The sequence below is a fragment of the Rhizobium sp. 01L410 genome, assembly GCF_056400165.1.
In genome coordinates, this window is record NZ_JBFTST010000002.1 from 48,782 (window position 1) to 75,467 (window position 26,686).

The 26,686-nt window shown below is 61.8% G+C and carries 23 protein-coding genes and 1 other RNA gene; 19 read left to right on the plus strand and 5 right to left on the minus strand.

Annotated features, from left to right (window positions below; translation table 11 throughout):
• Positions 1 to 55: 55 nt before the first annotated feature.
• Positions 56 to 1,435: a serine hydrolase domain-containing protein gene (locus AC1DV9_RS04765; RefSeq protein WP_477946439.1), complete on the plus strand. Its 1,380-nt coding sequence runs from the start codon at positions 56 to 58 to the stop codon at positions 1,433 to 1,435.
• 25 nt (positions 1,436 to 1,460) lie between these two features.
• On the opposite strand, the gene AC1DV9_RS04770 is transcribed toward AC1DV9_RS04765, so the two are convergent.
• The 3 genes from AC1DV9_RS04770 to AC1DV9_RS04780 all read right to left on the minus strand — a co-directional run bounded on the left by AC1DV9_RS04770 (position 1,461) and on the right by AC1DV9_RS04780 (position 4,445).
• Positions 1,461 to 2,414 (minus strand): transglycosylase SLT domain-containing protein, encoded by a 954-nt coding sequence (locus tag AC1DV9_RS04770; RefSeq protein ID WP_477946441.1) that lies wholly within the window; start codon positions 2,412 to 2,414, stop codon positions 1,461 to 1,463.
• 125 nt (positions 2,415 to 2,539) lie between these two features.
• Positions 2,540 to 3,175, minus strand: a complete 636-nt coding sequence (locus AC1DV9_RS04775) for a LysE family translocator (protein WP_112386971.1) — start codon at positions 3,173 to 3,175, stop codon at positions 2,540 to 2,542.
• Between the two features lie 58 nt (positions 3,176 to 3,233).
• Positions 3,234 to 4,445 (minus strand): pyrophosphate--fructose-6-phosphate 1-phosphotransferase, encoded by a 1,212-nt coding sequence (locus AC1DV9_RS04780; protein ID WP_112537757.1) that lies wholly within the window; start codon positions 4,443 to 4,445, stop codon positions 3,234 to 3,236.
• Between the two features lie 335 nt (positions 4,446 to 4,780).
• Here AC1DV9_RS04780 and AC1DV9_RS04785 point away from each other — a divergent pair, with 335 nt between their 5' ends.
• The 17 genes from AC1DV9_RS04785 (at position 4,781) to murB (ending at position 23,174) form a co-directional block, all read left to right on the plus strand.
• Positions 4,781 to 5,488, plus strand: coding sequence for a J domain-containing protein (locus tag AC1DV9_RS04785; protein ID WP_112386973.1), 708 nt, complete (start codon positions 4,781 to 4,783; stop codon positions 5,486 to 5,488).
• Positions 5,485 to 6,246, plus strand: a complete 762-nt coding sequence (locus tag AC1DV9_RS04790) for an N-acetylmuramoyl-L-alanine amidase (RefSeq protein ID WP_477946444.1) — start codon at positions 5,485 to 5,487, stop codon at positions 6,244 to 6,246. The genes AC1DV9_RS04785 and AC1DV9_RS04790 overlap by 4 nt, the downstream gene beginning before the upstream one ends.
• A 266-nt stretch (positions 6,247 to 6,512) precedes the next feature.
• Entirely contained in the window at positions 6,513 to 7,040 is a 528-nt protein-coding gene (locus AC1DV9_RS04795; RefSeq protein WP_112515871.1) for a lytic transglycosylase domain-containing protein, read from the plus strand.
• 210 nt (positions 7,041 to 7,250) lie between these two features.
• Positions 7,251 to 8,426: an FAD-dependent oxidoreductase gene (locus AC1DV9_RS04800; protein ID WP_477946446.1), complete on the plus strand. Its 1,176-nt coding sequence runs from the start codon at positions 7,251 to 7,253 to the stop codon at positions 8,424 to 8,426.
• A 55-nt stretch (positions 8,427 to 8,481) separates the two neighbouring features.
• Positions 8,482 to 8,878, plus strand: an RNA gene (gene rnpB / locus AC1DV9_RS04805) — RNase P RNA component class A.
• A gap of 418 nt (positions 8,879 to 9,296) precedes the next feature.
• On the plus strand, positions 9,297 to 9,734 hold the full coding sequence (mraZ, locus tag AC1DV9_RS04810; protein ID WP_112386977.1) for a division/cell wall cluster transcriptional repressor MraZ: 438 nt from the start codon (positions 9,297 to 9,299) through the stop codon (positions 9,732 to 9,734).
• Positions 9,735 to 9,751: 17 nt separating this feature from the next.
• Positions 9,752 to 10,777 (plus strand): 16S rRNA (cytosine(1402)-N(4))-methyltransferase RsmH, encoded by a 1,026-nt coding sequence (rsmH, locus tag AC1DV9_RS04815; protein ID WP_477946448.1) that lies wholly within the window; start codon positions 9,752 to 9,754, stop codon positions 10,775 to 10,777.
• Between the two features lies 1 nt (position 10,778).
• On the plus strand, positions 10,779 to 11,252 hold the full coding sequence (gene ftsL / locus AC1DV9_RS04820) for a cell division protein FtsL (protein WP_112443980.1): 474 nt from the start codon (positions 10,779 to 10,781) through the stop codon (positions 11,250 to 11,252).
• Between the two features lie 3 nt (positions 11,253 to 11,255).
• Entirely contained in the window at positions 11,256 to 13,007 is a 1,752-nt protein-coding gene (locus AC1DV9_RS04825; protein ID WP_112386980.1) for a peptidoglycan D,D-transpeptidase FtsI family protein, read from the plus strand.
• A gap of 62 nt (positions 13,008 to 13,069) precedes the next feature.
• Positions 13,070 to 14,530: a UDP-N-acetylmuramoyl-L-alanyl-D-glutamate--2,6-diaminopimelate ligase gene (locus AC1DV9_RS04830; protein WP_477946450.1), complete on the plus strand. Its 1,461-nt coding sequence runs from the start codon at positions 13,070 to 13,072 to the stop codon at positions 14,528 to 14,530.
• Positions 14,527 to 15,960, plus strand: coding sequence for a UDP-N-acetylmuramoylalanyl-D-glutamyl-2,6-diaminopimelate--D-alanyl-D-alanine ligase (locus AC1DV9_RS04835; RefSeq protein WP_477946452.1), 1,434 nt, complete (start codon positions 14,527 to 14,529; stop codon positions 15,958 to 15,960). Before AC1DV9_RS04830 ends, AC1DV9_RS04835 begins: the two co-directional genes overlap by 4 nt.
• A 22-nt stretch (positions 15,961 to 15,982) precedes the next feature.
• Complete coding sequence (mraY, locus tag AC1DV9_RS04840) at positions 15,983 to 17,083, plus strand: phospho-N-acetylmuramoyl-pentapeptide-transferase (RefSeq protein ID WP_112386983.1); 1,101 nt, start codon at positions 15,983 to 15,985, stop codon at positions 17,081 to 17,083.
• A 7-nt stretch (positions 17,084 to 17,090) separates the two neighbouring features.
• On the plus strand, positions 17,091 to 18,503 hold the full coding sequence (murD, locus tag AC1DV9_RS04845) for a UDP-N-acetylmuramoyl-L-alanine--D-glutamate ligase (RefSeq protein WP_477946454.1): 1,413 nt from the start codon (positions 17,091 to 17,093) through the stop codon (positions 18,501 to 18,503).
• Between the two features lies 1 nt (position 18,504).
• The gene (gene ftsW, locus AC1DV9_RS04850) at positions 18,505 to 19,659 is read left to right on the plus strand and encodes a putative lipid II flippase FtsW (protein WP_112515877.1); all 1,155 of its coding nucleotides are present in this window, start codon (positions 18,505 to 18,507) and stop codon (positions 19,657 to 19,659) included.
• Positions 19,660 to 19,666: 7 nt separating this feature from the next.
• The gene (gene murG, locus AC1DV9_RS04855) at positions 19,667 to 20,791 is read left to right on the plus strand and encodes an undecaprenyldiphospho-muramoylpentapeptide beta-N-acetylglucosaminyltransferase (RefSeq protein ID WP_477946455.1); all 1,125 of its coding nucleotides are present in this window, start codon (positions 19,667 to 19,669) and stop codon (positions 20,789 to 20,791) included.
• Positions 20,788 to 22,203, plus strand: a complete 1,416-nt coding sequence (gene murC, locus AC1DV9_RS04860; protein WP_477946457.1) for a UDP-N-acetylmuramate--L-alanine ligase — start codon at positions 20,788 to 20,790, stop codon at positions 22,201 to 22,203. Before murG ends, murC begins: the two co-directional genes overlap by 4 nt.
• A complete protein-coding gene (murB, locus tag AC1DV9_RS04865) occupies positions 22,200 to 23,174 on the plus strand; it encodes a UDP-N-acetylmuramate dehydrogenase (protein WP_477946459.1) in 975 nt (324 codons plus the stop codon). The genes murC and murB overlap by 4 nt, the downstream gene beginning before the upstream one ends.
• Before the next feature lie 7 nt (positions 23,175 to 23,181).
• Here the strand turns inward: murB and AC1DV9_RS04870 are convergent, their stop codons facing one another.
• Together AC1DV9_RS04870 and AC1DV9_RS04875 are read right to left on the minus strand one after the other, a co-directional pair.
• A complete protein-coding gene (locus AC1DV9_RS04870) occupies positions 23,182 to 24,276 on the minus strand; it encodes a metallophosphoesterase (protein ID WP_477946460.1) in 1,095 nt (364 codons plus the stop codon).
• 114 nt (positions 24,277 to 24,390) lie between these two features.
• Positions 24,391 to 25,701 (minus strand): MFS transporter, encoded by a 1,311-nt coding sequence (locus AC1DV9_RS04875; protein WP_477946461.1) that lies wholly within the window; start codon positions 25,699 to 25,701, stop codon positions 24,391 to 24,393.
• A gap of 224 nt (positions 25,702 to 25,925) precedes the next feature.
• On the opposite strand from AC1DV9_RS04875, the gene aqpZ reads away from it, so the two are divergent.
• Positions 25,926 to 26,612: an aquaporin Z gene (gene aqpZ, locus AC1DV9_RS04880; protein ID WP_112515881.1), complete on the plus strand. Its 687-nt coding sequence runs from the start codon at positions 25,926 to 25,928 to the stop codon at positions 26,610 to 26,612.
• The last annotated feature ends 74 nt before the right edge of the window (positions 26,613 to 26,686 follow it).

Here is a 26,686-nt window from a genome sequence, read left to right on the forward strand (position 1 = left end):
GTGCCCTTTTCTATGGTGGCATTTGCTGCTTCTCTCTACCTGTGGAGGAAGAAACATGCGAGTAGTTCTGCGTATCCTGAAGGTGCTTCTGGCGCTGGTGATCGTCGCGGTCATCGGCGGGGCGCTGTGGCTCTATATTCGCCCACCGGAACTGCTGCGCGTCGGCGACAACTATGCTGCAAAGATCGTCTGCTCGAATGTGTTCATGGCCGGGCGCGATCCGGATACCGTTCTTGCAGAGGACGTTCAAGCGCCCGGAAACCCGCTGCTGCGGCTGATCCGCGTATCCGTCAACCGTGAGGAGGGGAAAGTATCGGCCCGCATCCTCGGCCTGTTTGCGCCGGGCCATGCGCTCTACCGCGGCGCCTTTGGCTGCACCAGCGTTCCTGATGGCGACTTCAACGCTGCGATGAACGCTGCGCCCGAAGAGGATCTCGCTGTGCCGCCACCAAGCGACGACCTCTGGCCCGAGGGCGAGCGGGTCGCTGCCGCCAATAACGGCAAGCTTGCGCCGCTGCTTGCCGACGAGGCGCTGGCCGGGCCGGAGATGCGGGCGATCGTCGTCGTCCACAATGGCCGCATCGTCGCCGAGCGCTATGGCGACGGATTTGATGCGCGCACACCGCTGCTCGGCTGGTCGATGACCAAGACCGTCAATGCGGCGCTAGTCGGCCGGGTGATGCTGTCGGGCAAGCTCAATTTCGACGACGCCAAGCTGTTTGCCGCCTGGCATGGCGACGAGCGGGCGGCCATCACGCTTGCCGATCTGCTCGGCATGGAAAGCGGCCTGGCGTTCAACGAGGATTACGGCGCCGTCGCCGATGTGACGCGCATGCTCTATCTCGACCCCGATATGGTGACACTACCGGTAAATGCGGCGCTGGAAGACAAGCCCGGCCAGCGCTTCCGCTATTCGAGCGGCACGGCGGTGCTTCTGTCCCGCATCTGGATGGACAGGCTCGGCGATCCGCAGAGTGCATTCGACTATCCACGCGATGCGCTGTTCGGGCCGCTCGGCATGTCCAGCGCCGTGCTGGAGGTCGATGCGCGCGGCACCTTCGCCGGAAGCTCCTATCTCTACGCGACGGCGCGGGACTGGGCGCGCTTCGGGCAGTTCCTGATCCAGGATGGCGTCTGGAACGGCCAGCGGCTGCTACCGGAAGGGTTCGTGGCGACAATGCGGACGCCGACGCAGTCGTCGGGCGGCAAATATACGCAGGCGCAGGCCTGGCTTGCGGCCCCGGGCGGCGATCTGAGCGCGGCTGCGGGGCTTCCGGGCGATACGTTCTGGCTGGAGGGGCATGACGGGCAGAGCGTGGCAATCGTGCCATCCGCCGGTCTCATCGTTGTCCGCATGGGGCTGACGCCGAGCCGGCTCGGTTACAGGCCGCAGGTGCTGGTCAAGCAGATCGTCGGGGCGCTGTCGGCGCCCTGACCATTCGGTTCACGGATGGTGAGGCTCAGTAGTTGCCCTGGGCAACGTCGTCCATGCCCTTGCGCTTGGCATCGTAATAATAGCCGCGAGCATAGAGTCGAACGGCATCGTCTTCCTTGTTGTCGGACACGAGCCAGGCGCCGCGCAGATATTTCGCGGCATATTTGATGTTGGTCTCGGCATCGAGCAGACCGGACGGCTGGCCGTCGTAGCCCATAGACTTCGCGGTGTTGTACTTGATCTGCATCAGGCCGAAATAGCCGCGCTTGTTATAGGCGCGCGGATTGTAGCGGCTTTCGCGGTGAACGACGCGATGCAACAGCGATTCCGGCATCTCGTAGAGCTTTGCGTATTTGGCGATCAGCTTGCTGACGAAGCCCTTTTCTGCGGTCGGCGCATCGTCGGCATCGTTGTCGCTGAACATCGGCGGTGCCGTCGGCGGATCCATCGGGGCCGACTCGTCGAAGGAGAAGTCCGACATCGAGCGCGGCGCGCTGGCCTGAACGGCGAGCGCTGCAAGCGCGCCGTTCTGCGGCGTCGTTGCCGCGAAGGCAAGCTGCGTCGAGGGCGAGGCCGGGGTTGCGGGACGCGGCGTCGGGATCACCGACTGCATCGCGGTCATCTCTGGCGTCAGCGGAATTTCGGTGGCAACGCTGGCGCCGGCCACGGGCTGGAACGCCGCATCGGCAGGCGAAACGGCCATCGGCAGGACGGCTGTCTGTGCCGAAAGGGCGGGCGTTGCCTGTGGATTGGCGGAGGCAAATGCCATCGGGGTCTGCGGAGCGGAGCCGTCGGCAGCCGGAACGGCGGCCATCATCATCGCGTCTTCACCCGGCTTCGGCGTCGGAACGACGGTCTGCACCGCGCTCAACTCAGCCTGAGAGGTGTACTCGACGGTCGAGCATCCGGTCATGATCCCGCAGAGCATCGTCGAAACGACCAGACTGCGTTTCAGGCCGGAAAATCCGTTCGCTACCATTCTGTCACTTTCGGGAATCGCGCCGCCCAGGCAGCGTTTAAAAAGTTACTGAGAAGCTAAGCACTGATTTTTCCCATTAACCTATTCGACTGGGCGTCGCAACCCGCTGAAAATTGCGATTGCACTCAGGCCGCGATGCGGCGGTAGCCGGCAGTGACCGCGCCGGCGGCAATCAGCAACGTTCCGCCCGTGCGGTTGACGGCGCGCTGGACGCTTGCCTTGCGGATCAGGCCGCGGGCGGCATGGGCAAGCAGAGCATAGCTGGAGGCGTTGATCGTGGCCAGCACCAGGAAGGTGAGTTCCATGATCAGCATCTGCTCGAAGAAGGGAGCGGCAGGGTTGAGGAACTGAGGGACGAAGGCGACGAAAAAGACGATGCTCTTCGGATTGAGAGCAGTCACCACATAGGCGTGAAGAAAGATCTTCAGCGACTTTTCTTCCGGCAGATTGTCGTTGTCGGCGACAGGGCCGGGGATGATCGGGGCGCGCCAGAGCTTGATGCCGAGCCAGATCAGATAGGCGCCGCCCACCCATTTCAAAACGGTAAAGAGAGTCGCGGACGCCGCGAGCAGGGCGCCGAGACCGAAGAGAGAGGCGGTCATGGCGGTGAAATCGCCGAGCGCCACGCCCGATACGGTCGCCAATGCCGTCTTGCGGCCATGGCCGAGCGCATAGGAGACGACGAGCAGGATCGTCGGCCCCGGAATGGCCAGCATAATGGCGGAAGCAGCGGCAAAAGCGAGCCAGGCTTCGAGCGACATGGAATCTCCTCCTATTCCCCAGGAAACAAGCAAAGACACCATATCAACCCTGCGTCAATCATGCGGCGCGGTATTTTTGGCCGATCTTATTCATCAGTTCGGCGAACCACTTGGTCGAGGTGTCGAAGGCCTTGCCGCCCTTGATGCGGGGAAATTCGATGGTGCGCAGCTTGCCGTTCTGGTCCTCGTCGTGGCCGGTGACGCCGGAGATCCTGTTCAGCGCGCTTTCGACCGCAAGATCGGTCATGCTTTGAATCAGGCGCAGGTCGTCGCCGTTGGCAGGAGCCGAGCGGGCGAAATAGCCGGACTTCTGAACGAGCGAGCGTTCGGCATTCAAAAGGCTCGCGAACTGCTTCTGGAACCAGCCGCCGACATTGATCGTATCGATCTTCACATGGCCGAAAGCGTCGCGCTTGATGGTCTCGCCGGCAGCTTCGCGCTCGGCGACGATGGCATCGAGGCAGGCGCCTTCCGAGACGAAGACGGTGGCGTGGCCGGTGCGGTCCATCACTTCCTTAAGACGGGCGGCTTCGGCCTGCAGGTCGAAGGCCATCTCGGGCAGGTAGACGGCGTCGATGCTCTTCATGCCGGCATTCATCAGCATGCCGTCGACATATTCATTGTGCTTCGTGCGGCGCAGATAGGCATCGGCGGTTGCAGCCGTCAGCCAGCCGCAGTGGCGGCCCATGACCTCGTGGATGACGAGGGTGCGCGGGGCAGCACTCTGCTCGTTGCTGACATTGTCGAAGAAATGCGCGCCGACTTCGGCAGCCGTCCATGCGCCAAGCGACTGGCGGATCGGCACGACGTCGTTGTCGACGGTCTTCGGTAGCCCGACGACGGTCAGGTTATAGTTGTTGGCTGCGAGATAGGCCGCGAGATCGGCTGCCGTGGTGTTGGTGTCATCGCCACCGATCGTGTGCAGGATGGTGATGCCGTCAGCGGCGAGCCGTTCGGCCGCGACGCGCAGCGGGTTTTCGCCTTCCTTGACCAGGCCGCGCTTGACGCAATCGGCAGCGTTGGTGAGCTTGACGCGGCTGTTGCCGATCGGCGAGCCGCCGTAGCGGTGGAGCAGCGGCGCCTTGTCGCGCATGTCCTTGGTGATCTTGATGCTGTCGCCGAGGAGTACGCCCTGATAGCCGGATTTGTAGGCGATCAGCTCGATATCGGGAGCGACATCGCTATAGCGTTCGATGAGGCCGCCGACGGCTGATGACAGACAGGGGGCAAGGCCTCCGGCGGTCAGCATTGCGACTTTCTGTTTGGCCATAATCCCTCCTAGACGGCTTCGATGCGCGATTGCACGCGCTTAGCTAATGCATGCATGCGGCAGGGAAAGAGGCCTGTAAAGTAAAGAATTGACGAAAAATCAGTGCTCCAGGCGAAGGGTCTGTGGAAGCGGCGATATAATCGGTTCAGGCGGCGAAACTGTATCGCCGAGATCTGTGGAAACTGTCTCAGACGAGACGCAAATTGCGGCACCAGATCGGCGCACAATTACCGAATTGTGAAAAGTGTTTTCAACCCTACGACTAATCGCTGCCTTGCATTAGCAACGATTATTTGGTCATGGTGTTGTCAGATATTGCGATGCGAGAAACTTCGATGTCCTTCTGGGAAAAACTGCTGAACGCCATTGGCAATACCGCGGGCAACGTGCTCTCCGCGGTTGTCGAGGCTGTCCGCACGGTTTTCGAAGGCGACCCGGAGACGCGCCGGAAGGTGGCTTTCTCTGTGGCGGTGATCGCGCTTTCCGCCAAGATGGCGAAAGCCGATGGCATCGTCAGCGAGAAGGAAGTCCAGGCTTTTCGCGACATCTTCGAATTTCCGCAGGATCAGGCGAAGAATGTCGCCCGTCTCTATAATCTGGCGCGTCAGGACGTGGCCGGTTACGAGGCCTATGCCGAGAAGCTGTCGTCGCTCTGCGTCACCTGCGCGGCCAACTGCCCGGTGCTGGAAGATGTGCTCGATGGTCTGTTCCACATCGCCAAGGCTGACGGGTTGATCCATGAGAAGGAAATGAACTTCCTTCGCCACATCGCCGAAATCTTCCAGATGAGTGAGCAGCGCTTCGAGCAGATCGCCGCCCGTCACGTCTCGATCGGCCGTGACCCCTATAAGGTTCTCGGCGTTTCCTCGGCTGACGATTTCCCGACGATCCGCCGCCGCTACCTGGCGCTGGTCAGCGAAAATCATCCTGACCGGCTGGTCTCGCGCGGTGTGCCGGAAGAGTTTCATGCCATCGCCAATGAGCGGATGGCAGCCCTCAACGACGCCTATGCGGCGATCGAAAAGGAACGCCGGGCAGCATGACCTCCTTCGAGGCCGATTACCGAAAGGCCACCGTCAAGCCGTCGCCGAACCATGGCGAACGTGCGGATGGACGCAAGCCGGATATCATTCTTCTCCATTATACGGGCATGTCGACGCCAGACTCGGCTCTCGACTGGCTCTGTCGCGAGGAAAGCCAGGTCTCGTCGCACTACTTCGTGCACGAGAATGGCGAGGTCGTGCAGATGGTGCCGGAGACGCGCCGTGCCTGGCATGCGGGCAAGAGCAGCTGGCACGGCCAGGACGACGTAAATTCGGCGTCGATCGGCATCGAGATCGCCAATGCTGGCCATCCCGGCGGGCTGCCCGAATTCCCGAACGAGCAGATTGCGGCGGTGATCGAACTGTGTCGGGATTGTGGCGAACGTTGGTCCATCGTGCCCGAAAGGGTGCTTGGACATTCCGATGTGGCGCCGGTTCGCAAGGTCGATCCGGGCGAGAGATTCCCCTGGGGAGAGCTGCATAAAGCAGGGGTCGGGCACTGGGTCGAACCGGCGCCGATCACCGGCGGGCGGTTCTTTCAGCGAGGCGACCGGGGGCAGCCGATCGAGGCACTGCAATCGATGCTGTCGCTTTATGGTTACGGCACGGAAATCACGGGTGAATTCTCCGACAAGATGGCCGGCGAACTGGAGGCTTTTCAGCGCCATTTCCGCCCTGAGCGGGTGGATGGGATAGCCGATTTCTCGACGATCGATACGCTGCATCGCCTGCTTGCCGCGCTGCCCCGCTATTCCTAAGCGGCGTGCCGGTGCCTTCACCGGCGAATTTGCCGATTCACACTTGAATTGTGCAGTGCCACATCATTTCCCTATTATCTCCTCATTGCGATGGTCTAACCCCTGCCGCTGAACAGCGTCCGCCGCCTTGGGTATAGTGTAGCGGAAGGGCGCCAACTGAAAAGATAAGAATTGCTGCGGCATGCAGTCATTCCTTGGCTGCGTGTTACCGTGAGACGGCGAGGCGCGCAGTCCGGCAATTCTTTGGGTCGGAGTATCAAGACTACATGAGAAATGCGATTATTGGTGCTGCGGCATGCGTGGGCGTGCTGCTGGCAGGGTATAACTGTGCCTTCGCAGGCGAAGCAGATAATAAAACTGATAAGACTGAGACCGTTAAATTCAAGACCGTCGATCGTGGTAGCGGCTACGCCATGCCAGACTTTGCGACCAACAAATATTCGGTGCTGATCGCAAAATACGCAAAGCAATACGATGTCCCCGTAGCGCTGGCGTCCGCCGTGGTGCGGGTCGAAAGCAACTTCAATCCGAATGCCCGCGGCAGCGCAGGCGAAGTCGGCCTGATGCAGATCAAGCCGGCAACCGCACGGATGATGGGCTATGCCGGTACGAAGAAGGGGCTCTTCGATCCCGAGACCAACATCAAATACGGCATGAAGTATCTCTCCATGGCGCATGAGCTCGGCGGCGGCGAAACCTGCGGCACGATCCTGAAATACAATGCCGGTCATGCCGCCAAGCGCATGAACCCGGTCTCCAAGGCCTATTGCGGCAAGGTTCTGGCGCTTCTCTAAGGGCGCCCGTAACCTGTTGATGCGGAATCCCTTTCCGCCTGCACTTCAGAAAATGATTCAACTTGCCGGCCTTGGTGTCTGACGTCGCGAAGCGAGGTGAGGCACGGCCCGGTTGACAACGGTTCGGCCGCCTTGCCGCTCACCTCGCAGGCGGCTATCCCTATCCCCGAATTTTCTGGAATCGTATTCCGGCAGGCAGGGAAGGCAGCCATGGCAGCAGACTTCAAGTATATCGTGGTTGGCCGGGGCATGATGGGTGCGGCTGCGGCCAAGCATCTTGCAATGCAGGCGGGTGGTGTGGCTGTCATCGGCCCCGACGAACCGGAGAATCGCAAGGCGCATCAAGGCGTCTTTGCCAGCCATTACGACGAGGGCCGCATCACCCGCACGGTCGATCCGGACCGGGACTGGGCGCTTCTCGCCAACCGCTCGATCGCCCGTTACGCGGAGATTTCGTCCGAAAGCGGTGTGGATTTCTATACCGAAGCAGGCTGTGTCGTGATCGCTCCCGCCGGTGGTGATTATGTTGGCGATACCAGGGCAGCGGCGGATTCGCTCAAAGTCGATGTCCAGACGCTGGATGCTGCAGCACTTGCGCAGACCTTTCCGTATTTCTCCCTGCCGCAGGGCTGCGAGGGTGTCTTTCAGCCGAAGGACGCTGGCTACATCAGCCCGCGGCGGCTGGTGAAGGCGCAGTCGATCATCGCTGAAAAGCGGGGCGCCACCGTGATCCGCGACTATGTCACGGCGATCCGGGAAGAGGGCGATGCGGTTACCGTCACGACAGCGGCCGGCGGGACGGTCACGGCCGAAAAAGTCCTCCTCGCCGCCGGCGGTTTTTCGATCAGCGAGAGTCTCTTGGCGGAAACCGTTGATATGGCAGTTTATGGACGGACGGTGACGCTGTTCGAGATCAGCGAGGAGCAGGCAGAGGCTTTTGCCGGCATGCCGTCGCTCATTCTGGATGCGCCTGGTATCGACATCTACTTGCTGCCGCCGATCCGCTACCCTGATGGCAAGCTCTACCTGAAGATCGGTGGCGACCCTGATGATTATCAGCTGAAGACCGACGCCGAACTGCGGGCGTGGTTTCGCACCGACGGCAGGCCGCGGGCGCGCGATCACCTGATGCTGATTACCAGACGTCTGATTCCGGAACTGAAGCCGCTTTCGGTTTCCACGACCTCCTGCGTGGTGTCGAAGACATCCAGCAAGCATCCGATGATCGGCCTCACCTCGTCGCCCAATATTGCCGTCCTGACCGGTTGCGCCGGGACCTCGGCAAAGAGCTCGGACGAGATAGGGCGGCTCGGGGCGGAGCTGTTGCTGACCGGCCAGATTGCTCCTCAGGGCTATCGGACGGATTTCAAACCGTCTTTCCGGTAACTGGCGGCGATATTTGCTGTGGCAATTCGCTGACGGCTCCGCTAAGGGAGCGCTGCCAGTTGGCCGGGCAGCCGCGCTTTACAATGCCGAAAGGTGGTAAGGTGAGGAAAGTCCGGGCTCCACGGAAATACGGTGCCGGATAACGTCCGGCGAGGGCGACCTCAGGGAAAGTGCCACAGAAAGCAAACCGCCTGCGCTTGCGCAGGTAAGGGTGAAAGGGTGGGGTAAGAGCCCACCGCGTCTCCGGCAACGGCGATGGCAAGGTAAACCCCACCGGGAGCAAGACCGAATAGGGATGACGTGGTTGGCGCAAGCCTTCCGGCCGGTTTCCAGGCCAGTCATCCGGGTGGGTTGCGAGAGGCGGCGTGCAAACGCCGTCCCAGAGGAATGGCTGCCACGTTCCGGGTCAAACCGGAGCCATACAGAACCCGGCTTACAGGCCAACTGGCGATTACACTTTCTGTCTCTCAGCACATTCGGCGCAAAAGCCGAAGGTGTTGTTATCGCCTGATTTTCGCGGAGCGAAATCGGGCCTCCAGTCTATATTTCCATTTTCTTACGGATGCTTTTCCGGGTGCCGGAAAATGCCGATCCTAACCCTTTGTTAAACTTAACAGCTTATAAATTTTCGATACTGCGCTCATCGCGAGAAGGGCGTTTCCCATTGACGCCCATATGGTCCCATGGTATCCCATAAGAGCACTGCACAAGGGCAATCATCTGCCCATCAATCGCAAAGCCAAGGCGCCTTCCGTTCCGGAAGCGCCGGATGGAATTCCATTCATCCGGCTAGCGAAGCTGTGTCTGATTTTGGGAGTTTTGGGCGCGTTGTTTCTGTCCGGGCTCTTTCGGGAACGGATGTTTCGTGTCATGAGCCGCTTCCTCTCAAATGCGACCAACAGGATCGATTCCAAGGGCAGGGTTTCCGTGCCGGCGGTGTTTCGTTCCGTGCTGGCGCAGCGCAATATCCAGGAGCTGTATTGCTTCCAGGATTTTGTGTTTCCGGCGATCAGCGTCGGCGGTCCGGATCTTCTCGAAAGGTTCGAACGGCAGATTGCTGCGGAGGATCCGTTTTCGCCGGTTGCGAACGAGATGTCGCTTCTCATTCATGGGGGCGGGGTCTTCATGAAGCTCGACGCCGAGGGGCGTTTGATGGTCACGGATTTCATGCGGGATTTCACGGGGATCTCGGACGAAGTGACTTTCGTTGGTCGGGCAGATCATTTTCAGCTGTGGCAGCCGCAGGCATTTCAGGCGGCCCAGCTTCAGGCACGAGGGGAGCGCGCGCTGGCGGGCAAGCGCTCCTGAGCAAGCGAGGGCGCGGAATGGTGACGAATCCTGGCGGAGATTCTTCTGATGCCAGTGGCGGACCGGTTCGTCACATTCCGGTTCTTCTGCGCGAAGTCCTTGATGCGCTTGCACCTTCATCCGGCAAGATCGTTCTCGATGGCACGTTCGGGGCTGGCGGCTATACGTCGGCAATCCTTTCGGCTGGCGCCAATGTGATCGCGCTCGATCGCGATCCGACGGCAATCGCTGCCGGTCAGGCGCTGGTCGCGGACCATGCCGGTCATCTGCGGCTCGTTCATTCGCAATTTTCCCATCTTGCCGATCATGCGCCTGATGCGGGTCTCGACGGTGTCGTGCTCGATATCGGTGTCTCCTCGATGCAGATCGACGAGGCGGAGCGCGGCTTTTCGTTCTCGAAGAACGGTCCGCTCGACATGCGCATGTCGGCTGTCGGGGTTTCCGCTGCCGATGTCGTCAATCGCGCCAAGGTCGCCGAACTCATCCGCATCTTCCATTTCCTCGGCGAAGAAGATCAGGCGCCGCGCATCGCGCACGCGATCGAAAAGCGCCGCGCCGAAAAGCTGTTCGAAACGACCCGCGATCTTGCCGGTCTCATCGAGCTGGTGACGCCGCGCAAGATGAAGGACAAGATCCATCCGGCAACGCAGGTGTTCCAGGCGCTGCGCATCTTCGTCAATGACGAGCTTGGCGAGCTGGCGCAGGCGCTGTTTGCCGCCGAGCGGGCGCTGAAGCCCGGCGGGCGGCTCGTCGTCGTCACCTTCCATTCGCTGGAAGACCGGATCGTCAAGAAATTCTTCTCCGACCGCGCAGGCAAGGCCTCGGGCTCGCGTCACCTGCCGGTGGCGCACGAGCGCGCCGCGACCTTTACTGCAGTCGGGAAGTCTATGGTTGCTGCCAGTCAGGCGGAAGCCGAAGTGAATCCACGGGCACGTTCCGCCAAACTGCGCGCTGGGGAGCGCACATCGGCTCCGGCCGAAGCGGCGGACATGTCCATCTTCGGTCTGCCTAGTCTGGCCAGTCTCGGAAAACTTGGGGGTTGATGTGCTGAGAACGTTCGACTTCGTCTTGATTGGTGTGATGACGGCCGCGGCGGCCGTGACATACACGATCAAGCATCGCGCCGAGCTGAAACTCGAGGAGGTTCACCGCCTCGAATCCGAGATCAAGCTCGAGAAGGATACGATCGAGCTGTTGAAGGCCGACTGGGCGCTGCAATCGCAGCCGAACCGGCTGGAGCGCCTCGTCAACACCTATAATGACGAACTCAAGCTGCAGCCGACCGATTCCACCGCTCTCGTTCATGCCCGCGAACTGCCGATGCTGAAGGCGGAGGTTCCGGTTCCGGATGTGACCGAGGCCAAGGCGGACCAGAAGCATGCGACGGGTGCTGTGGCGTCCGCCGCAAAGCCTGCCGCCGGTGCCAAGGTTGCCGCAAAGGTAACGCCGAAGCCGGTGCCGCGGGTCGAAGAGCCTGAGGACGATACGGATCAGATCGCAACCGGATCGGTGGAGTAGGCCATGTCGTTTCTCTCCCGCATCATGGTGTTGAAGAGCCAGGCGCATTTCTCGTCCGGCGTTTATAACCGCTTCGGCGGTCCGTCGGGCAGCATTCCGCTGGAAGGTTCGCGCAAGAAAAAGGCCGGCCAGGCGAAAAGCCGCGTCGGCCTGCTGATCTTGGGCTTCACGGCGCTCTACGGCGTCATCGGTGGCCGTCTGGTCGAGTATGCGATGAAGGATCAGGAGATCGTTTCCTCGATCCTGCCGCCCGATCGTCTCATGGCATCGCGCCCCGATATTCTCGACCGCAACGGCGAGGTGCTGGCGACCGACATCCGCACCGTCTCGCTGTTTGCCGAGCCGAACAAGATTGTCGACGTTGACGAAGCGATCGAGAAGCTGGCGACCGTGCTGCCCGATCTCGACGCCAAGGGCACCTACAAGAAACTGTCGGTAAAGACCTCGCACTTCGCCTGGCTGCGCCGTCAGCTGACGCCGAAGCAGCAGAGCCAGATCCTGGCGCTCGGCATTCCCGGCATCGGCTTCCGTCCGGAAAAGCGCCGCTTCTATCCGGGTGGCCCGACCGCTTCTCACATTCTCGGTTACGTCAACATCGACAACCGCGGCGTCTCCGGCATGGAGAAATATATCGACGACCAGGGCCTCGCCGATCTCGCCTCCGTCGGCATGACCAGCGACCAGCCGCTCGAGCCGGTGAAGCTGTCGATCGATATCCGTGTCCAGAACATTGTTCGCGACGTCGTCACCAGCGCCGTCACCAATTATGAAGCCAAGGGTGCCGGTGCCGTCGTCCTCGACATCCATACCGGCGAAGTGCTCGGCATGGCCTCCGCGCCCGATTTCGATCCGAACAATCCGGAAGAGGGCGCCAAGGAAGGCTGGCTGAACCGCATGTCGAACGGCACGTTCGAAATGGGCTCGACCTTCAAGACATTCTCGACGGCCATGGCGCTCGACAGCGGCAAGGTCAGCATCAACGACAGCTTCGATGCCAGCCGCCCGATCCGCATCGGGGGGTTCACCATCAACGACTTTCACGGCCAGCGCCGCTGGCTGACCGTGCCTGAAATCTTCGAATATTCGTCGAATATCGGTACGGCGAAGATGATCGATATCGTCGGCATGGAGATGCAGAAGGATTACCTGACGCGCTTCGGCCTGCTGACGCGGATGAAGACCGAGCTTCCCGAAGTCAAGATGCCGAGCCAGCCAAAGGTCTGGAAGAAGATCAACTCGATCACGATCTCCTTCGGCCACGGCGTCTCGACGACGCCGATGCAGACGGCGGTTGCCGGTGCGGCGCTCGTCAACGGCGGCAAGCTGATCGAGCCGACCTTCCTGCCGCGTACCCGCGAGCAGGCTGACGAAACCGCCGAAGTCGTCGTCAAGAAAAGCACCAGCGACGCGATCCGCTATCTCTTCAAGCTGAATGGCCTGAAGGGCTCGGGCCGTAACGCCGATGTGGCGGGCTTCAATGTCGGCGGCAAGACGGGGACGGCCGACAAGGTCGTCAATGGCCGATACGCCCATAACCTCAATTTCAACGCCTTCCTGGCGGCCTTCCCGATCGACAATCCACGTTATGTGGTGCTGACCTTCTGCGACGAGCCGCATAACGGCGAGAAGGGCCAGAACATCGCGGCCTACACCGCCGCGCCGATGGTCAAGAACATTATCCGCCGCGCTGCCCCCATTCTCGGCGTCGAGCCGCAATTCGGCGAAGACGGATCGGCCTTGTTGGTGTCTTATTGAGTCTGAATGAATACGGCGCCGATTCGCGTGGGGTGAACGGCGCCAGAGAGAAAAGACGTTCGATGAAACTGCGGGACATTGCCGGAAGCGCATTTCCGGAAATCAAGGATCAACTCGACGGACCGGTGGGCGCGCTGGAGATATCGGGCCTCACGGCTGACAGCCGCAAGGCCGGGCACGGCGCGGCCTTCGTCGCCGTCGCTGGCACCAAGGCCGACGGTGCGAGCTTCATCGCCGATGCGGCGAAGAACGGTGCCGCCGTCGCCATCACCTCGCAGCCGGTCGAAGCCTCCATTCCCGTTCTCGCCGTCAAGGAACCGCGCCGCTTCCTGTCGCTGGCTGCCGCCAATTTCTACGGCAAGCAGCCCGCTACCATGGTTGCCGTGACAGGCACTGCGGGGAAGACCTCCGTCGCCTCCTTCACGCGCCAGATCTGGGCGCATGCCGGTCACCCAGCGGCGATGATCGGCACGACGGGCGTCGTCTCGCCCACGCGCAACGATTACGGTTCGCTGACGACGCCGGATCCGGTTTCGCTGCACAAGCTGCTGGCGGAACTCGCCGATGAAGGCGTCACCCATGCCTCGATGGAAGCCTCAAGCCACGGTCTCGACCAGAGCCGTCTCGACGGCGTGAAGCTTTCCGCCGCCGCTTTCACCAATCTCGGCCGCGATCACATGGATTATCATCCGACGATCGAGGATTACATGGCTGCCAAGATGCGGCTGTTCGATACGCTGCTGCCGAAGGGCGCGCCGGCGATCATTTTCGCCGACGATGCCTGGTCGGCGCAGGCGATCAAGGCGGCGACCGATGCCGGTCACGACGTCCGCACTGTCGGCCGAAAGGGCGATTACCTTACCCTGAAGCGCGTCGAGCATTTCCGTCACAAGCAGGTGGCCGAAGTGCATGTCGGCGGTGAGATCTTCGAGGTCGATATTCCGTTGGCCGGCGATTTCCAGATTGCTAATGCGCTGGTTGCCGCGGGTCTTGCGATGTCGACGGGCGTGCCGGCCAAGGTGGCGATGGCGGCTCTCGAAAAGCTGCAGGGCGCTTCCGGGCGTCTGGAGCTGGTTGGCCATACCCACGATGGCGCGCTCGCCTATGTCGATTACGCCCACAAGCCGGATGCGCTTGAAAACGTTCTGAATTCCGTCCGCCCGTTCACCACCGGCCGTGTCGTCGTGGTGTTCGGCTGCGGCGGCGACCGCGACAAGGGCAAGCGGCCGATCATGGGCGAGATCGCCTGCCGTCTGGCCGATGTGGTGATCGTCACCGACGACAATCCGCGCTCGGAAGACGCGGCGACGATCCGCGCCGAGATCATGGCGGCCGCGACCTGCGCCACCGAGATCGCCGACCGCTCGCTGGCGATCAGCAAGGCGGTAGCGATGCTGAAGGCTGGCGACACGCTGATCGTTGCGGGCAAGGGGCATGAAGAGGGGCAGACCATCGGGAGTGTGACGCTGCCTTTCTCCGACCACGCCGAAGTGCGTGAAGCCTTGGAGGAGGCGAAACCTTGAACTGGCTTTGGACCACTGAAGACATGATTGCCGCCATGGCGGGGCGTCCTTTCGGGACGCTTCCCCAGGGCATAACAGGCATTTCCATCGACAGCCGCTCGATTGCTTCAGGCGAAGCCTTCTTCGCCATCAAGGGCGATCGCGTCGACGGTCACGACTACGCCTCGATGGCGATGGCCAATGGCGCGTCGCTGCTTGTCGTCAGTGAGGCGCGGCTTGCGGGTCTCGGCCGTCTGACAGTGCCGATGATCGTCGTCGAGGATGTGCTGGCGGCGCTCGAGCGTCTCGCCGTCGCATCGCGCCAGCGGTCGCGGGCGCAGATCATCGCCGTCACCGGTTCGGTCGGCAAGACGACGACCAAGGAAATGCTGCGCCATGTGCTGTCGCCATCCGGCAAGGTGCATGCGTCGGTGGCGTCCTTCAACAATCACTGGGGCGTGCCGCTGACTTTGGCGCGCATGCCGCTCGACACGCATTTCGGCGTGTTCGAAGTCGGCATGAACCACCCGGGCGAAATCCGTCCGCTGGTGCAGATGATCCGCCCGCATGTCGCCGTCATCACCACGATCGCACCGGCGCATCTCGGCAACTTCAAGAGCATCAAGGAAATCGCCACCGCCAAGGCCGAGATCTTCGAAGGTCTGGTGCCCGGCGGTCATGTCGTTCTCAACCGCGACAACGACCAGTATAATTTCCTGGAGCGCACGGCGCAGGCGCTTGGGATCAGCAACATCCATTCCTTCGGCCAGCACGCCAAGGCCGAGTACCGTCTCGCCGAATTCAACGGCTCGGACGAGAGCTCGGCGCTGTGGCTGACGATCGACGGCGATACGCTGGAAGTGGCGATCGGTGCGCCCGGCCGACACATTGCCGAAAATGCGCTTGCCGCCCTCGGCGTCGTGACGCTCGTCGGTGCCGATCTCGACAAGGCGATCGATGCACTGGCGAGCCTGCAGCCCGAAAAGGGCAGGGGGCAGCGCCACAAGCTGCGGCTCGGCGCAGGCAGCCTGACGCTGATCGACGAAAGCTACAATGCCAATCCGGCCTCGATGCGCGCGGCGATCGCGCTGCTCGCGGCTGCCGTACCCTCGGGCTACGGACGCCGGATCGCCGTTCTCGGCGACATGCTGGAGATGGGGGAATTTGCCGAACGGGTGCATGCCGATCTGGCCGGTCCGCTTCTGGCGGCCGGTATCGAACATGTTTGGCTGGCAGGCAAGGATATGCAGGCGCTGAGGGAATCGCTTCCTGACAGTGTCGCCGTCGAGTATCGCGAGACGACGGCAGAACTCAAAGATTATGTACTGAACTCGGTCGAGCCGGGCGATGTCTTGATGGTCAAATCGTCATTGGGGATAGGTTTCGGCAAGATCGTTGCCGCGCTCCTTGACAAGTTTGCGCCATTTGCGGACACGCAGCGCGAGATTTGACCGGGTAAACAAGGGGCCCTGAATGCTGATTTGGCTAGTCGAACTGTCGGAACATTTTAAATTTCTGAACCTGTTCAGATACATTACCTTCCGCACAGGGGCCTCCCTCTTTACCTCCGCACTGATCGTCTTCCTGTTCGGGCCGGTGATCATCCGTTCGCTGCGCATCCGCCAGGGCAAGGGTCAGCCGATCCGTGCAGACGGGCCGCAGACGCATTTCAAGAAGGCCGGGACGCCGACCATGGGCGGTCTGATGATCCTGGCGGGCATCGTCGGGGCATCGCTGCTCTGGGCCGACCTTTCGAACGTCTATGTCGTGGCGACGCTGCTGGTGACGCTCGGCTTCGGCGCGATCGGCTTCTATGACGACTATCTCAAGGTGACGAAGCAGAGCGACAAGGGCTTTTCCGGTAAGGCCCGCCTCGGCATCGAATTCATCATCGCCGGCATTGCCGTCTATTTCATGATGCGCACGTCGCTGGCGTCGGGTCCTGCAGGCTCGACCTTCGGTTCGTCAGTCGCATTTCCGTTCTTCAAAGATTTCCTGATCAATCTCGGGATCATGTTCGTGGTCTTCGGCGGTTTCGTCATCGTTGCTGCGGGCAATGCCGTGAACCTGACCGATGGTCTCGACGGTCTGGCGATCGTGCCTGTAATGATCGCAGCCGCCTCCTTCGGCATCATCTCCTATCTCGCCGGTAACGCGGTGTTCGCGGGCTATCTGCAGATCAATTTCGTGCCCGGCACCGGCGAGCTCGCTGTGGTTCTCGGCGCCGTCATCGGCGCCGGTCTCGGCTTCCTCTGGTTCAACGCGCCGCCCGCCGCAATCTTCATGGGCGATACCGGTTCGCTGGCGCTCGGCGGCACGATCGGCACCGTTGCCGTTGCCACCAAGCACGAGATCGTCATGGCGATCATCGGCGGTCTGTTCGTCATGGAAACGCTGTCTGTCATCATCCAGGTCGGCTTTTTCAAGATGACCGGACGGCGCGTCTTCCTGATGGCGCCGATCCACCACCATTTCGAGAAGAAGGGCTGGACGGAAAGCCAGGTCGTCATCCGTTTCTGGATCGTCGCGGTCGGCCTTGCGATGCTCGGCCTCTCGACCCTCAAGCTGCGGTAAGCGGACGATGATCCCGGTCACCACACTTGCTGGCAAAAAGGTCGCGCTCTTCGGGCTCGGCGGGTCCGGCCTTGCGACGGCGCGGGCGCTGGTCGCGGGCGGGGCTGATGTCATTGCCTGGGACGACAATCCTGACAGCGTTGCAAAAGCCGGCGCCGAGGGGATTGCCACGGCGGACCTGCGTAGCATCGACTGGGCGTCGCAATCGCTTTTCGTGCTCTCTCCCGGCGTGCCGCTGACCCATCCGAAGCCGCACTGGACCGTCGATCTGGCGCGTGGCGCCGGTGTCGACATCGTCGGTGACGTCGAGCTCTTCGTCCGCGAGCGCCGGGCGCATGCGCCGGATTGCCCGTTCATCGCCATCACCGGCACTAACGGCAAATCGACCACCACGGCGCTGATCGCCCATATCCTGAAGTCATCAGGCCGCGACACGCAGCTCGGCGGCAATATCGGTACCGCGGTGCTGACCCTCGACCCGCCGAAAGCCCAGCGTTTCTACGTCGTCGAATGCTCGTCCTACCAGATCGATCTGGCACCGACGCTGAACCCGTCAGCCGGTATCCTGCTCAACCTGACGCCCGACCATCTCGATCGCCACGGAACGATGCAGCACTATGCCGACGTCAAGGAGCGGCTGGTGGCGGGCAGCGATACGGCGATCGTCGGTGTGGATGACAGCCATTGCGAGATGATCGCCGACCGCGTCGAGCGGGCGGGCACCAAGGTGGTGCGCATTTCGCGCCGTCATCCGCTGGCCGACGGCATCTATGCCGAGGGTACGAAACTCATTCACGCAACCAATGGCGCGGCGCTTCCGCTGGCCGATCTCGACGGCATCCAGACGCTGCGCGGCAGCCACAACGCGCAGAATGCGGCGGCAGCCGTCGCGGCCTGCCTTGCTGTCGGCGTCTCTGCCGATGAGATCCGTGCGGGGCTTGCCTCGTTCCCCGGCCTCAAGCATCGCATGCAGCCGGTCGGCAAGCGCGGCAATGCCGTCTTCGTCAACGATTCGAAGGCGACCAATGCGGATGCGGCGGCACCGGCACTATCGAGCTACGACCGGATCTATTGGATCGCCGGCGGCCTGCCGAAATCCGGTGGCATCACGACGCTTGCGCCGTTCTTTCCGCGCATCGCCAAGGCCTATCTGATCGGCGAGGCGGCAGCGGAGTTTGCGGCAACGCTTGGCGAGGCCGTTCCCTACGAGATATCGGGCACGCTGGAACGCGCCGTCGCGCATGCGGCTGCCGATGCGGAAAAAGATGAAACTGGCCCTGTCGCGGTGATGTTATCCCCGGCTTGCGCAAGCTTCGACCAATATAAGAACTTTGAAGTCAGGGGCGATGCATTTGTCAGCCATGTGGCAGCGCTCGACGGAATCACCATGCTGATCGGTTCGGCAACAGGAGATAAATGACATGGTAAGCCGTGCGGAACGTGGGCCTCTGGCCGATTGGTTTTGGACCATCGACCGCTTTTTCCTGGCGATGTTCGTCTTCCTGATGGGCATCGGCTTCATGCTGTCGTTTGCCGCATCGCCCGCGGTGGCGGAGCGCATCGGGCTTGAGCCCTTCCATTTCGTCAAGCGCCACGCGGCCTTCATGATCCCGTCGCTGATGGTCATGATCGGGCTGTCGTTCCTGACGCCGCGCCAGGTGAGGCGCACGGCGATCCTGCTTTTGATCGTCGCGATCGCGATGATGCTGCTGGCGCTGTTTTTCGGTGTCGAGGTCAAGGGCTCCAGGCGCTGGGTGACGCTGGCCGGCATCTCGATCCAGCCGTCGGAATTCATGAAGCCGGCATTCGTGGTCGTCTGCGCCTGGCTGTTTGCCGAGCATGCGCGCCAGCCTGAGATCCCGGGCAATCTCTTCGCCATCATCCTGTTCGGCATGGTCGCCTCGCTGCTGGTGGCCCAGCCCGACCTTGGCCAGACGATCCTGACGACTGCTGTCTGGGGCGGCATGTTCTTCATGGCGGGAATGCCGTGGCTGTGGATCATCGTGCTCGGCGTCGGCGGGGCGGGCGGCCTTGTCTCGGCCTATTATGTGTTCCCGCACGTGGCGGGACGAATAGACAAGTTCATGACCGGCGAGGGCGACACGTTCCAGATCGATACCGCCCGCGAGGCGATCATTCGCGGCGACTGGTTCGGCCAGGGGCCGGGCGAGGGCATCGTCAAGCGGATCATTCCGGACGCCCATACCGACTTCATCTTCTCGGTCGCCGCCGAAGAGTTCGGCATCATCTTCTGCATCGCCCTTGTTGCGCTGTTCACGGCCCTTGTCTTGAGGGGGCTGTCGCACGCATATAAGGAGAAGAACGATTTCAACCGGTTTGCCGTTGCCGGCCTCGTGCTGCAGATGGGCATCCAGTCGATCATCAATATCGGCGTCAATCTCGAACTGCTGCCGGCAAAGGGCATGACGCTGCCGCTGATTTCCTACGGCGGTTCGTCGATGGTGGCGATCTGCGTCACCGCCGGTTTCATTCTCGCGCTGACGCGCCATCGCCCGGAAAAACGTGCGCAGGAGCGGAGCCTCTTCCGCGTGCCGCACGGAATGCCGGCGGAGTAAAAGAACTATGAGTCAAGGCATCGTCCTTCTTGCCGCCGGGGGAACCGGCGGCCACGTCTTTCCCGCGGAAGCCTTGGCCTATGAGCTGAAGGCCCGCGGTTATTCCGTTCATCTGGTCACCGACAGCCGCGCCGAGCGCTATGCCGGCAAGTTCCCGGCCGAGCAGATCCATGTCGTGCCGTCTGCGACGATCGGTTCGAAGAACCCGATCGCGGTCGCCCGTTCGCTGTGGACGCTGTGGAGTGGCATGCGGGCGGCGAAGAAGCTGATCCAGCGCCTGAAGCCTGCCGTTGTCGTCGGTTTCGGCGGCTATCCGACCGTGCCGCCGCTGCTGGCCGCAACGCGCCTCGGCGTGCCCGCCATGATCCACGAACAGAACGCGGTGATGGGTCGCGCCAACAAGGCGCTGGCGGCGCGTGTCCAGGCGATCGCCGGTGGCTTCCTGCCGGAGAATGGCGGCGTCTATCCCGAAAAGACGGTGACGACAGGCAATCCGGTTCGCCCGGCGATCATCGAGGCCGCCAAGGTTCCCTATGCGCCGTCGCATCCGGGCGAGCCGTTCAATCTCGTTGTGTTCGGCGGCAGCCAGGGCGCGCAATATTTCTCCAAGGCGATGCCGACGGCGATCAGTCTGCTCGATGACGATCTCCGGGCGCGGCTGCGGATCACCCAGCAGGTGCGGCCCGAGGATATGGAGATGGTCGGCGGCTGCGTCGCGAAGCTGAAGATGGGGGCGGATATCGCGCCGTTCTTCACCGATATGGCCGAACGTCTCGCAAAAGCGCATCTCGTCATCTGCCGTTCGGGCGCCTCGACGGTTTCGGAGATCGCGGTCATCGGCCGTCCTGCCGTTCTCGTGCCCTATCCGCATGCGCTGGATCATGACCAGGCGGCGAATGCCGCAGCACTTGCCGCGACCGGTGGCGCAAAGGTCATCGTCCAGGCGGAGCTTTCCTCCGAGAAGATCGCCGCGATCCTGACGCATGCGATGAACGACCCGGAAAAGCTGGCGCGCATGGCGGCGGCGGCAAAGCAGACCGGGAAACCGGATGCTGCGAACTTGCTTGCCGGCATGGTAGAGGCTATTGCCGCCGGACGTACAATTGCAGAGTTCAAGGGGGCACAGTCATGAAACTGCCGAAGGCTATAGGCCTCGTCCATTTCATCGGCATCGGCGGCATCGGCATGAGCGGCATTGCCGAAGTGCTGCACAATCTCGGCCACAAGGTCCAGGGATCCGATCAGTCCGACAGTGCAAACGTTCAGCGTCTGCGCGAAAAGGGCATTGAGGTCTTCGTTGGTCACAAGGCCGAAAACCTCGGTGATGCCGAAGTCGTCGTCGTTTCCACGGCGATCAAGAAGAGCAATCCGGAACTGATCGCGGCGCGCGAAAAGCTGCTGCCCGTCGTTCGCCGCGCCGAAATGCTCGCCGAGCTCATGCGCTTCCGCAATGCGATCGCCATCGGCGGCACGCACGGCAAGACGACCACCACCTCGCTGGTGGCGACGCTGCTCGAGGCCGGCGGGCTCGATCCGACCGTCATCAATGGCGGCATCATCAATGCCTATGGCACCAACGCCCGCATGGGCGAGGGCGAGTGGATGGTGGTCGAGGCCGACGAGTCCGACGGTACCTTCCTGAAGCTGCCTGCCGACGTTGCCGTCGTCACCAATATCGATCCTGAACATCTCGACCACTACGGCAATTTCGATGCCGTGCGCGCTGCGTTCCGGCAGTTCGTCGAGAACGTGCCGTTCTACGGCTTTGGCGTCATGTGCCTCGATCATCCCGAAGTGCAGGCGCTGGTCGGCCGTATCGAGGACCGCAAGGTCGTGACTTACGGCGAGAATCCGCAAGCCGACGTGCGCTTCACCAATGTGCGTATCGACGGGCCGCGCTCGATCTTCGACGTCGAGATCCGCCGCCGCCGCACGGGCAAGGTCTTCAAGCTCGACAATCTCGTCATGCCGATGCCTGGCCGTCACAACATTTCCAATGCGACAGCTGCGATTGCCGTTGCCAACCGCCTCGGCATTTCCAACGAGGACATCGCCAAGGGCCTCGCGTCCTTCAGCGGCGTCAAGCGGCGCTTTACGCTGACCGGCGAATGGAACGGCGTGCAGGTGTTCGACGATTACGGTCACCACCCGGTCGAGATCAAGGCTGTGCTCAGGGCCGCGCGCGAGGCCTGCAAGGGCCGCGTCATCGCCGTTCATCAGCCGCACCGTTATTCGCGCCTTTCGAGCCTCTTCGAAGAGTTCGCCAACTGCTTCAACGATGCCGACAGCATCTTCCTGGCGCCTGTCTATGCCGCCGGTGAGGACCCGATCGAGGGCGCCGATTCCGAGACGCTGGTCTCGCGCATCAAGGCTGGCGGCCATCGCGACGCACGCTATCTTCCGTCGCAAGACGTACTACCGGAGATGGTTGGAGAGATTGCAAAGCCGGGCGACTTTGTGGTTCTCTTGGGGGCTGGAAGTATCACCTACTGGGCAGCGGCCCTGCCAAAACAACTGGAAGGCCTTTCGGGAAAGTCGGCATGAAACAGGTAAATGGGGAAAAGCTTCTCGAAACTCTCGGAGAAGGCGTCAAGGACATCCGCGGCCGTATCACGCCGGATGCCCCCATGGACCGCGTGACCTGGTTCCGTGCCGGCGGCCTCGCCGAGCTGATGTTCCAGCCGCATGACGAAGACGATCTCATCGCTTTCATGAAGCTTCTGCCTGAGGACGTGCCTGTCACCGTTGTCGGTGTCGGCTCCAACCTTCTGGTGCGCGACGGCGGCATTCCGGGTGTGGTTCTGCGCCTGTCGGCCAAGGGCTTCGGCGGGCTGGAGATTGCCGGTGAAAACCGCATCCGCGCCGGTGCGATCTGCCCGGACAAGCACGTTGCGGCCATGGCGATGGACAATGGTATCGGTGGCTTCCATTTCTACTACGGCATTCCCGGTAGCATCGGTGGCGCGGCACGCATGAATGCCGGCGCCAATGGCGGCGAGACCCGCGAGCGGCTCGTCGAACTGACGGCGATCGACCGCAAGGGCAACAAGGTCGTGCTCTCGAATGCCGAGATGGGTTATTCCTACCGTCATTCCGCTGCTGCATCCGATCTGATCTTCACCTCGGTGTTGTTCGAAGGCTATGCGGAAGACCGCGCCAAGATCCGCGCCGACATGGATGCCGTGCGCAACCATCGCGAGACGGTGCAGCCGATCCGCGAGAAGACCGGCGGCTCGACCTTCAAGAACCCCGAGGGACATTCGGCCTGGAAGCTGATCGATGAAGCGGGCTGCCGCGGTCTGGTCATCGGCGGCGCGCAGATGTCGTCGCTGCATTGCAACTTCATGATCAACATGGGCCAGGCTACCGGCTACGATCTGGAATATCTTGGTGAACAGGTTCGCCGCGAAGTGTTCGAAAATTCCGGCGTCAAGCTGGAATGGGAAATCAAGCGTCTCGGCGTGTTCATGCCGGGCCGCGAAGTCCGCCCGTTCCAGGGCGTGACCAGCGACTGATTGCTTCCTATCGAAGAGCTTTGCTGAAGGCGGTGTCGAAGATGACGCCGCCTTTGTCGTCTGCGGCTTCGCCGATCGCCACGTCCATGCGGCCGTTGGCAACGCGCACCAGCGTGAAGCCGCCCATGAAGGCGGCCTTGGCCTTGAAGACGTCGATACCGTTGACCTTGTAGGCCATCGCCGTGTCGTGTTCGTGGCCGTGGAAGATGCCGATTACGTTGTAGCCGCTGAGGGTTGCAAGCAGATCCTGACGTTCTGATTCATCCCACCAATGCGGCGTTCCGGTGCCAGTGTCGTCGAAGGTGCTCTTGGCCGGATCCCAGCGTTCGGTGGAGAAATGATCCCAGCCGTAGTGCTGGAAGATCACCACAGGGCGCCCGTCGGACGCATAGGTCTTCAGGTCCTGTTTCATCCAGTCGAGGCTGCTGGCGGTTCCCTTGCTGTTATCGCCGCCATAGCGCTGCGCCTGGATCAGATGCAACCCGCCCCAGTTCCAGGAGTAATTGTCGGAGGCTTCGTCGTAATTATCGACGGGGACGGCCGGTTTGAAGAAGACGCTCGGCTTGTGGTTCATCTGCACGTAGTCGCGCAGTTCGTCGCGATACCAGTCGACCTGCGGCGGGCGGCCGTCCTGATCGAGATCGTGATTGCCGAGGCCGACATAGACAGGGAAATGCACATGGTCAGGGCCGCGGCCCTCCTGGTAGCGGTGCGAGAACTGCAGGAGCTGTGATCCCTCGGCAAACTCCGCCATCTGGCCGCCGCCATCGTCGGTGACGTCGCCGCAGACGATGATGCCTTGAGGCCGGGCAATCGTCTGGCCGGCAACGCTGAGGCCGCTCGGCTTTCCAGCGATCTGCTCGGGCCATGTCTGGTGATGGATGTTGTTGAGCGCCAGGATATGGCGCAGCAGATTGGCGTCGGTCTTGCCTTCCTGCTGGCAATTGGGGCTGAGCCCATCGCCGATGCGGCAGGCATGGACGTCGTTGATGACGAGGAAGGTGACGTTGACGTCGGGGACGGCGGCGCGTGTCAACGACGGCAGCGAAAGGGCCATTCCGGCGCCGAGGCCCTGTGTCAACAGCGATCGTCTTGTCAGCATCGTGGTCTCCCGTCTCTCTGAAATGGAAGAGTAGGAGCAAGCCGTTAACAGACAAGAATCAAAAAAGGCCGCGGCGTCTCCGCCGCGGCCTTGGATCGATTGAACCCGAAGTCCTCAGACTTCTTCGCGGCCTGACAGCAGGATGCAGACCAGCGAGATCACTGCTGCGCCGGAAAGATAATAGCCGACATAGGAGAGGTCGTAGGTCGTTGCCAGCCAGCTGGCGATGTTAGGCGCCAGCGAGGCGCCGAAGATGCCGCCGAGGTTGAAGGTCATCGAGGCGCCGGTATAGCGCACCGTGGTCGGGAAGGGGGCTGCAAGTGCTGCACCGATCGGACCATAGGTGAAGCCCATCAGCGCGAGGCCGATGATCGAGCACAGGAAGGCGCCCGTCAGGCCTGCAGTCAGCAGCGAGGCGTAGAAGAAGCCGAAGATCGCGATGCCGATCGTCACCAGGATCAGAATCAGGCGGCGCGAGTAGCGGTCCGAAAGCAGGCCGGAGATCGGGATCGTCAGGCCGAAGAACACGACGCCGACGAGCTGGATGACCAGGAACTGCTCACGCGAATAGCCGAGCTTCGACGTGCCCCAGGACAGCGTGAAGACCGTCATCAGGTAGAATAGCACGAAGGTGGCGACGGCGATGAAGGTGCCGAGAACCAGGCTGCGGAAATGCTTGCGGAAGACGACGGCAACCGGAACGGCGACGCGCTCGTGCTTCTCGACGGCCTTCTGGAACTCCGGCGTTTCGGCGATCTTCAGGCGGACATAGAGGCCGACGGCGACGAGTGCCAGGCTGGCGACGAAGGGAATGCGCCAGCCGAAAGCCAGGAAGTCCTCGTTGGTCATCGTCTCGGTCAGGATCAGGAAGAAGCCGGACGAGAGGATGAAGCCGATCGGCGCGCCGAGCTGCGGGAACATCGCGTACCAGCTGCGCTTGCCGGGAGGGGCGTTTTCGGTGGCGAGCAGCACGGCGCCGCCCCATTCTCCGCCGAGGCCGAGGCCCTGGCCGAAACGGCACAGCGCGAGAAGCAGAGGCGCGACGATGCCGATCGAATCATAGCCCGGCAGCATGCCGATCGCCACGGTCGACAGACCCATGGTCATCAGCGCTGCGACGAGCGTCGCCTTGCGGCCGATACGGTCACCGAAATGGCCGAAAAGGATGCCGCCAAGCGGGCGGGCGAAGAAGGCGATCGAGAAGGTGGCGAAGGACTGCAGCTGCGCAGACGCCGGATCGCTCGTGGGGAAAAAGAGGTGCGGGAAGACCAGCACGGCGGCTGTGGCGTAGACGTAGAAGTCGAAGAATTCGATGGTGGTGCCGACGAGGCTCGCGATCAGAACACGCGCCGGCGAATTGACTTGCGCTTTGTTCGATGAGGAGGGCGTCGGCGATACCGGAGATATCGCGTCAGACATTGTCATTCCAATCAGGATTGCTGTTTGCCTTGGGAGGCAATCGGCTCATAGCGCAATTTTCGGTCTCAGCAAACGCTAAATGAGCAATAAACTGATGAAATCCCTGGCCGGTGTTGGGAGCGTTTCCGGACGGGCCAATCCGCGTTTCTAGCAAAATTACCAGATTGACGAGACTCGATTTGAGGTGACTTGCTGTTCTCGCTCTGGTTGAGAGCCTCGGAGGGGAAATCATGCAAAGAAATCTTATTGCAGAGTTTTTGGGTACGTTCTGGCTCGTTTTCGGCGGATGCGGCAGTGCTGTGCTGGCGGCGGCATTTCCGGCGCTCGGAATTGGCTTTGCCGGTGTCGCCCTTGCATTCGGACTGACAGTGCTGACGATGGCCTATGCGGTCGGCGGCATTTCCGGCGGACATTTCAATCCGGCGGTCTCCGTGGGTCTCGCGGTTGCCGGGCGGTTTCCGGCGGGCCGCGTCATTCCCTACATCATCGTGCAGGTCATCGGTGCCGTTGCGGCAGCGGCACTTCTCTATCTGGTTGCCAGCGGAAAAGCCGGTTTCGAACTCGGCGGCTTTGCCTCGAACGGTTATGGCGAGCATTCGCCGGGCGGTTATTCGCTGACGTCGGCGCTAATCATCGAGGTCCTGCTGACGATGTTCTTCCTGATCGTCATCCTGGGCTCCACGCATGGGCGCGTGCCTGCCGGGTTCGCGCCGCTGGCGATCGGCCTGGCACTGACGCTGATTCATCTGATCTCGATCCCGGTTACCAACACATCGGTCAATCCGGCGCGTTCGACAGGGCAGGCGCTCTTTGCCGGCGGCTGGGCTCTGCAGCAACTTTGGCTCTTCTGGCTGGCGCCGATCGTGGGTGGCGCGCTCGGCGGGACGGTCTGGAAACTGCTTGAGAAAGACGACTAAGCGCCGTCGTAATCACGCTGCGCATGCCAACCCGCACAGCTCGTCTGTGCGGGTTTTTTCATCCTCCGAGCGAA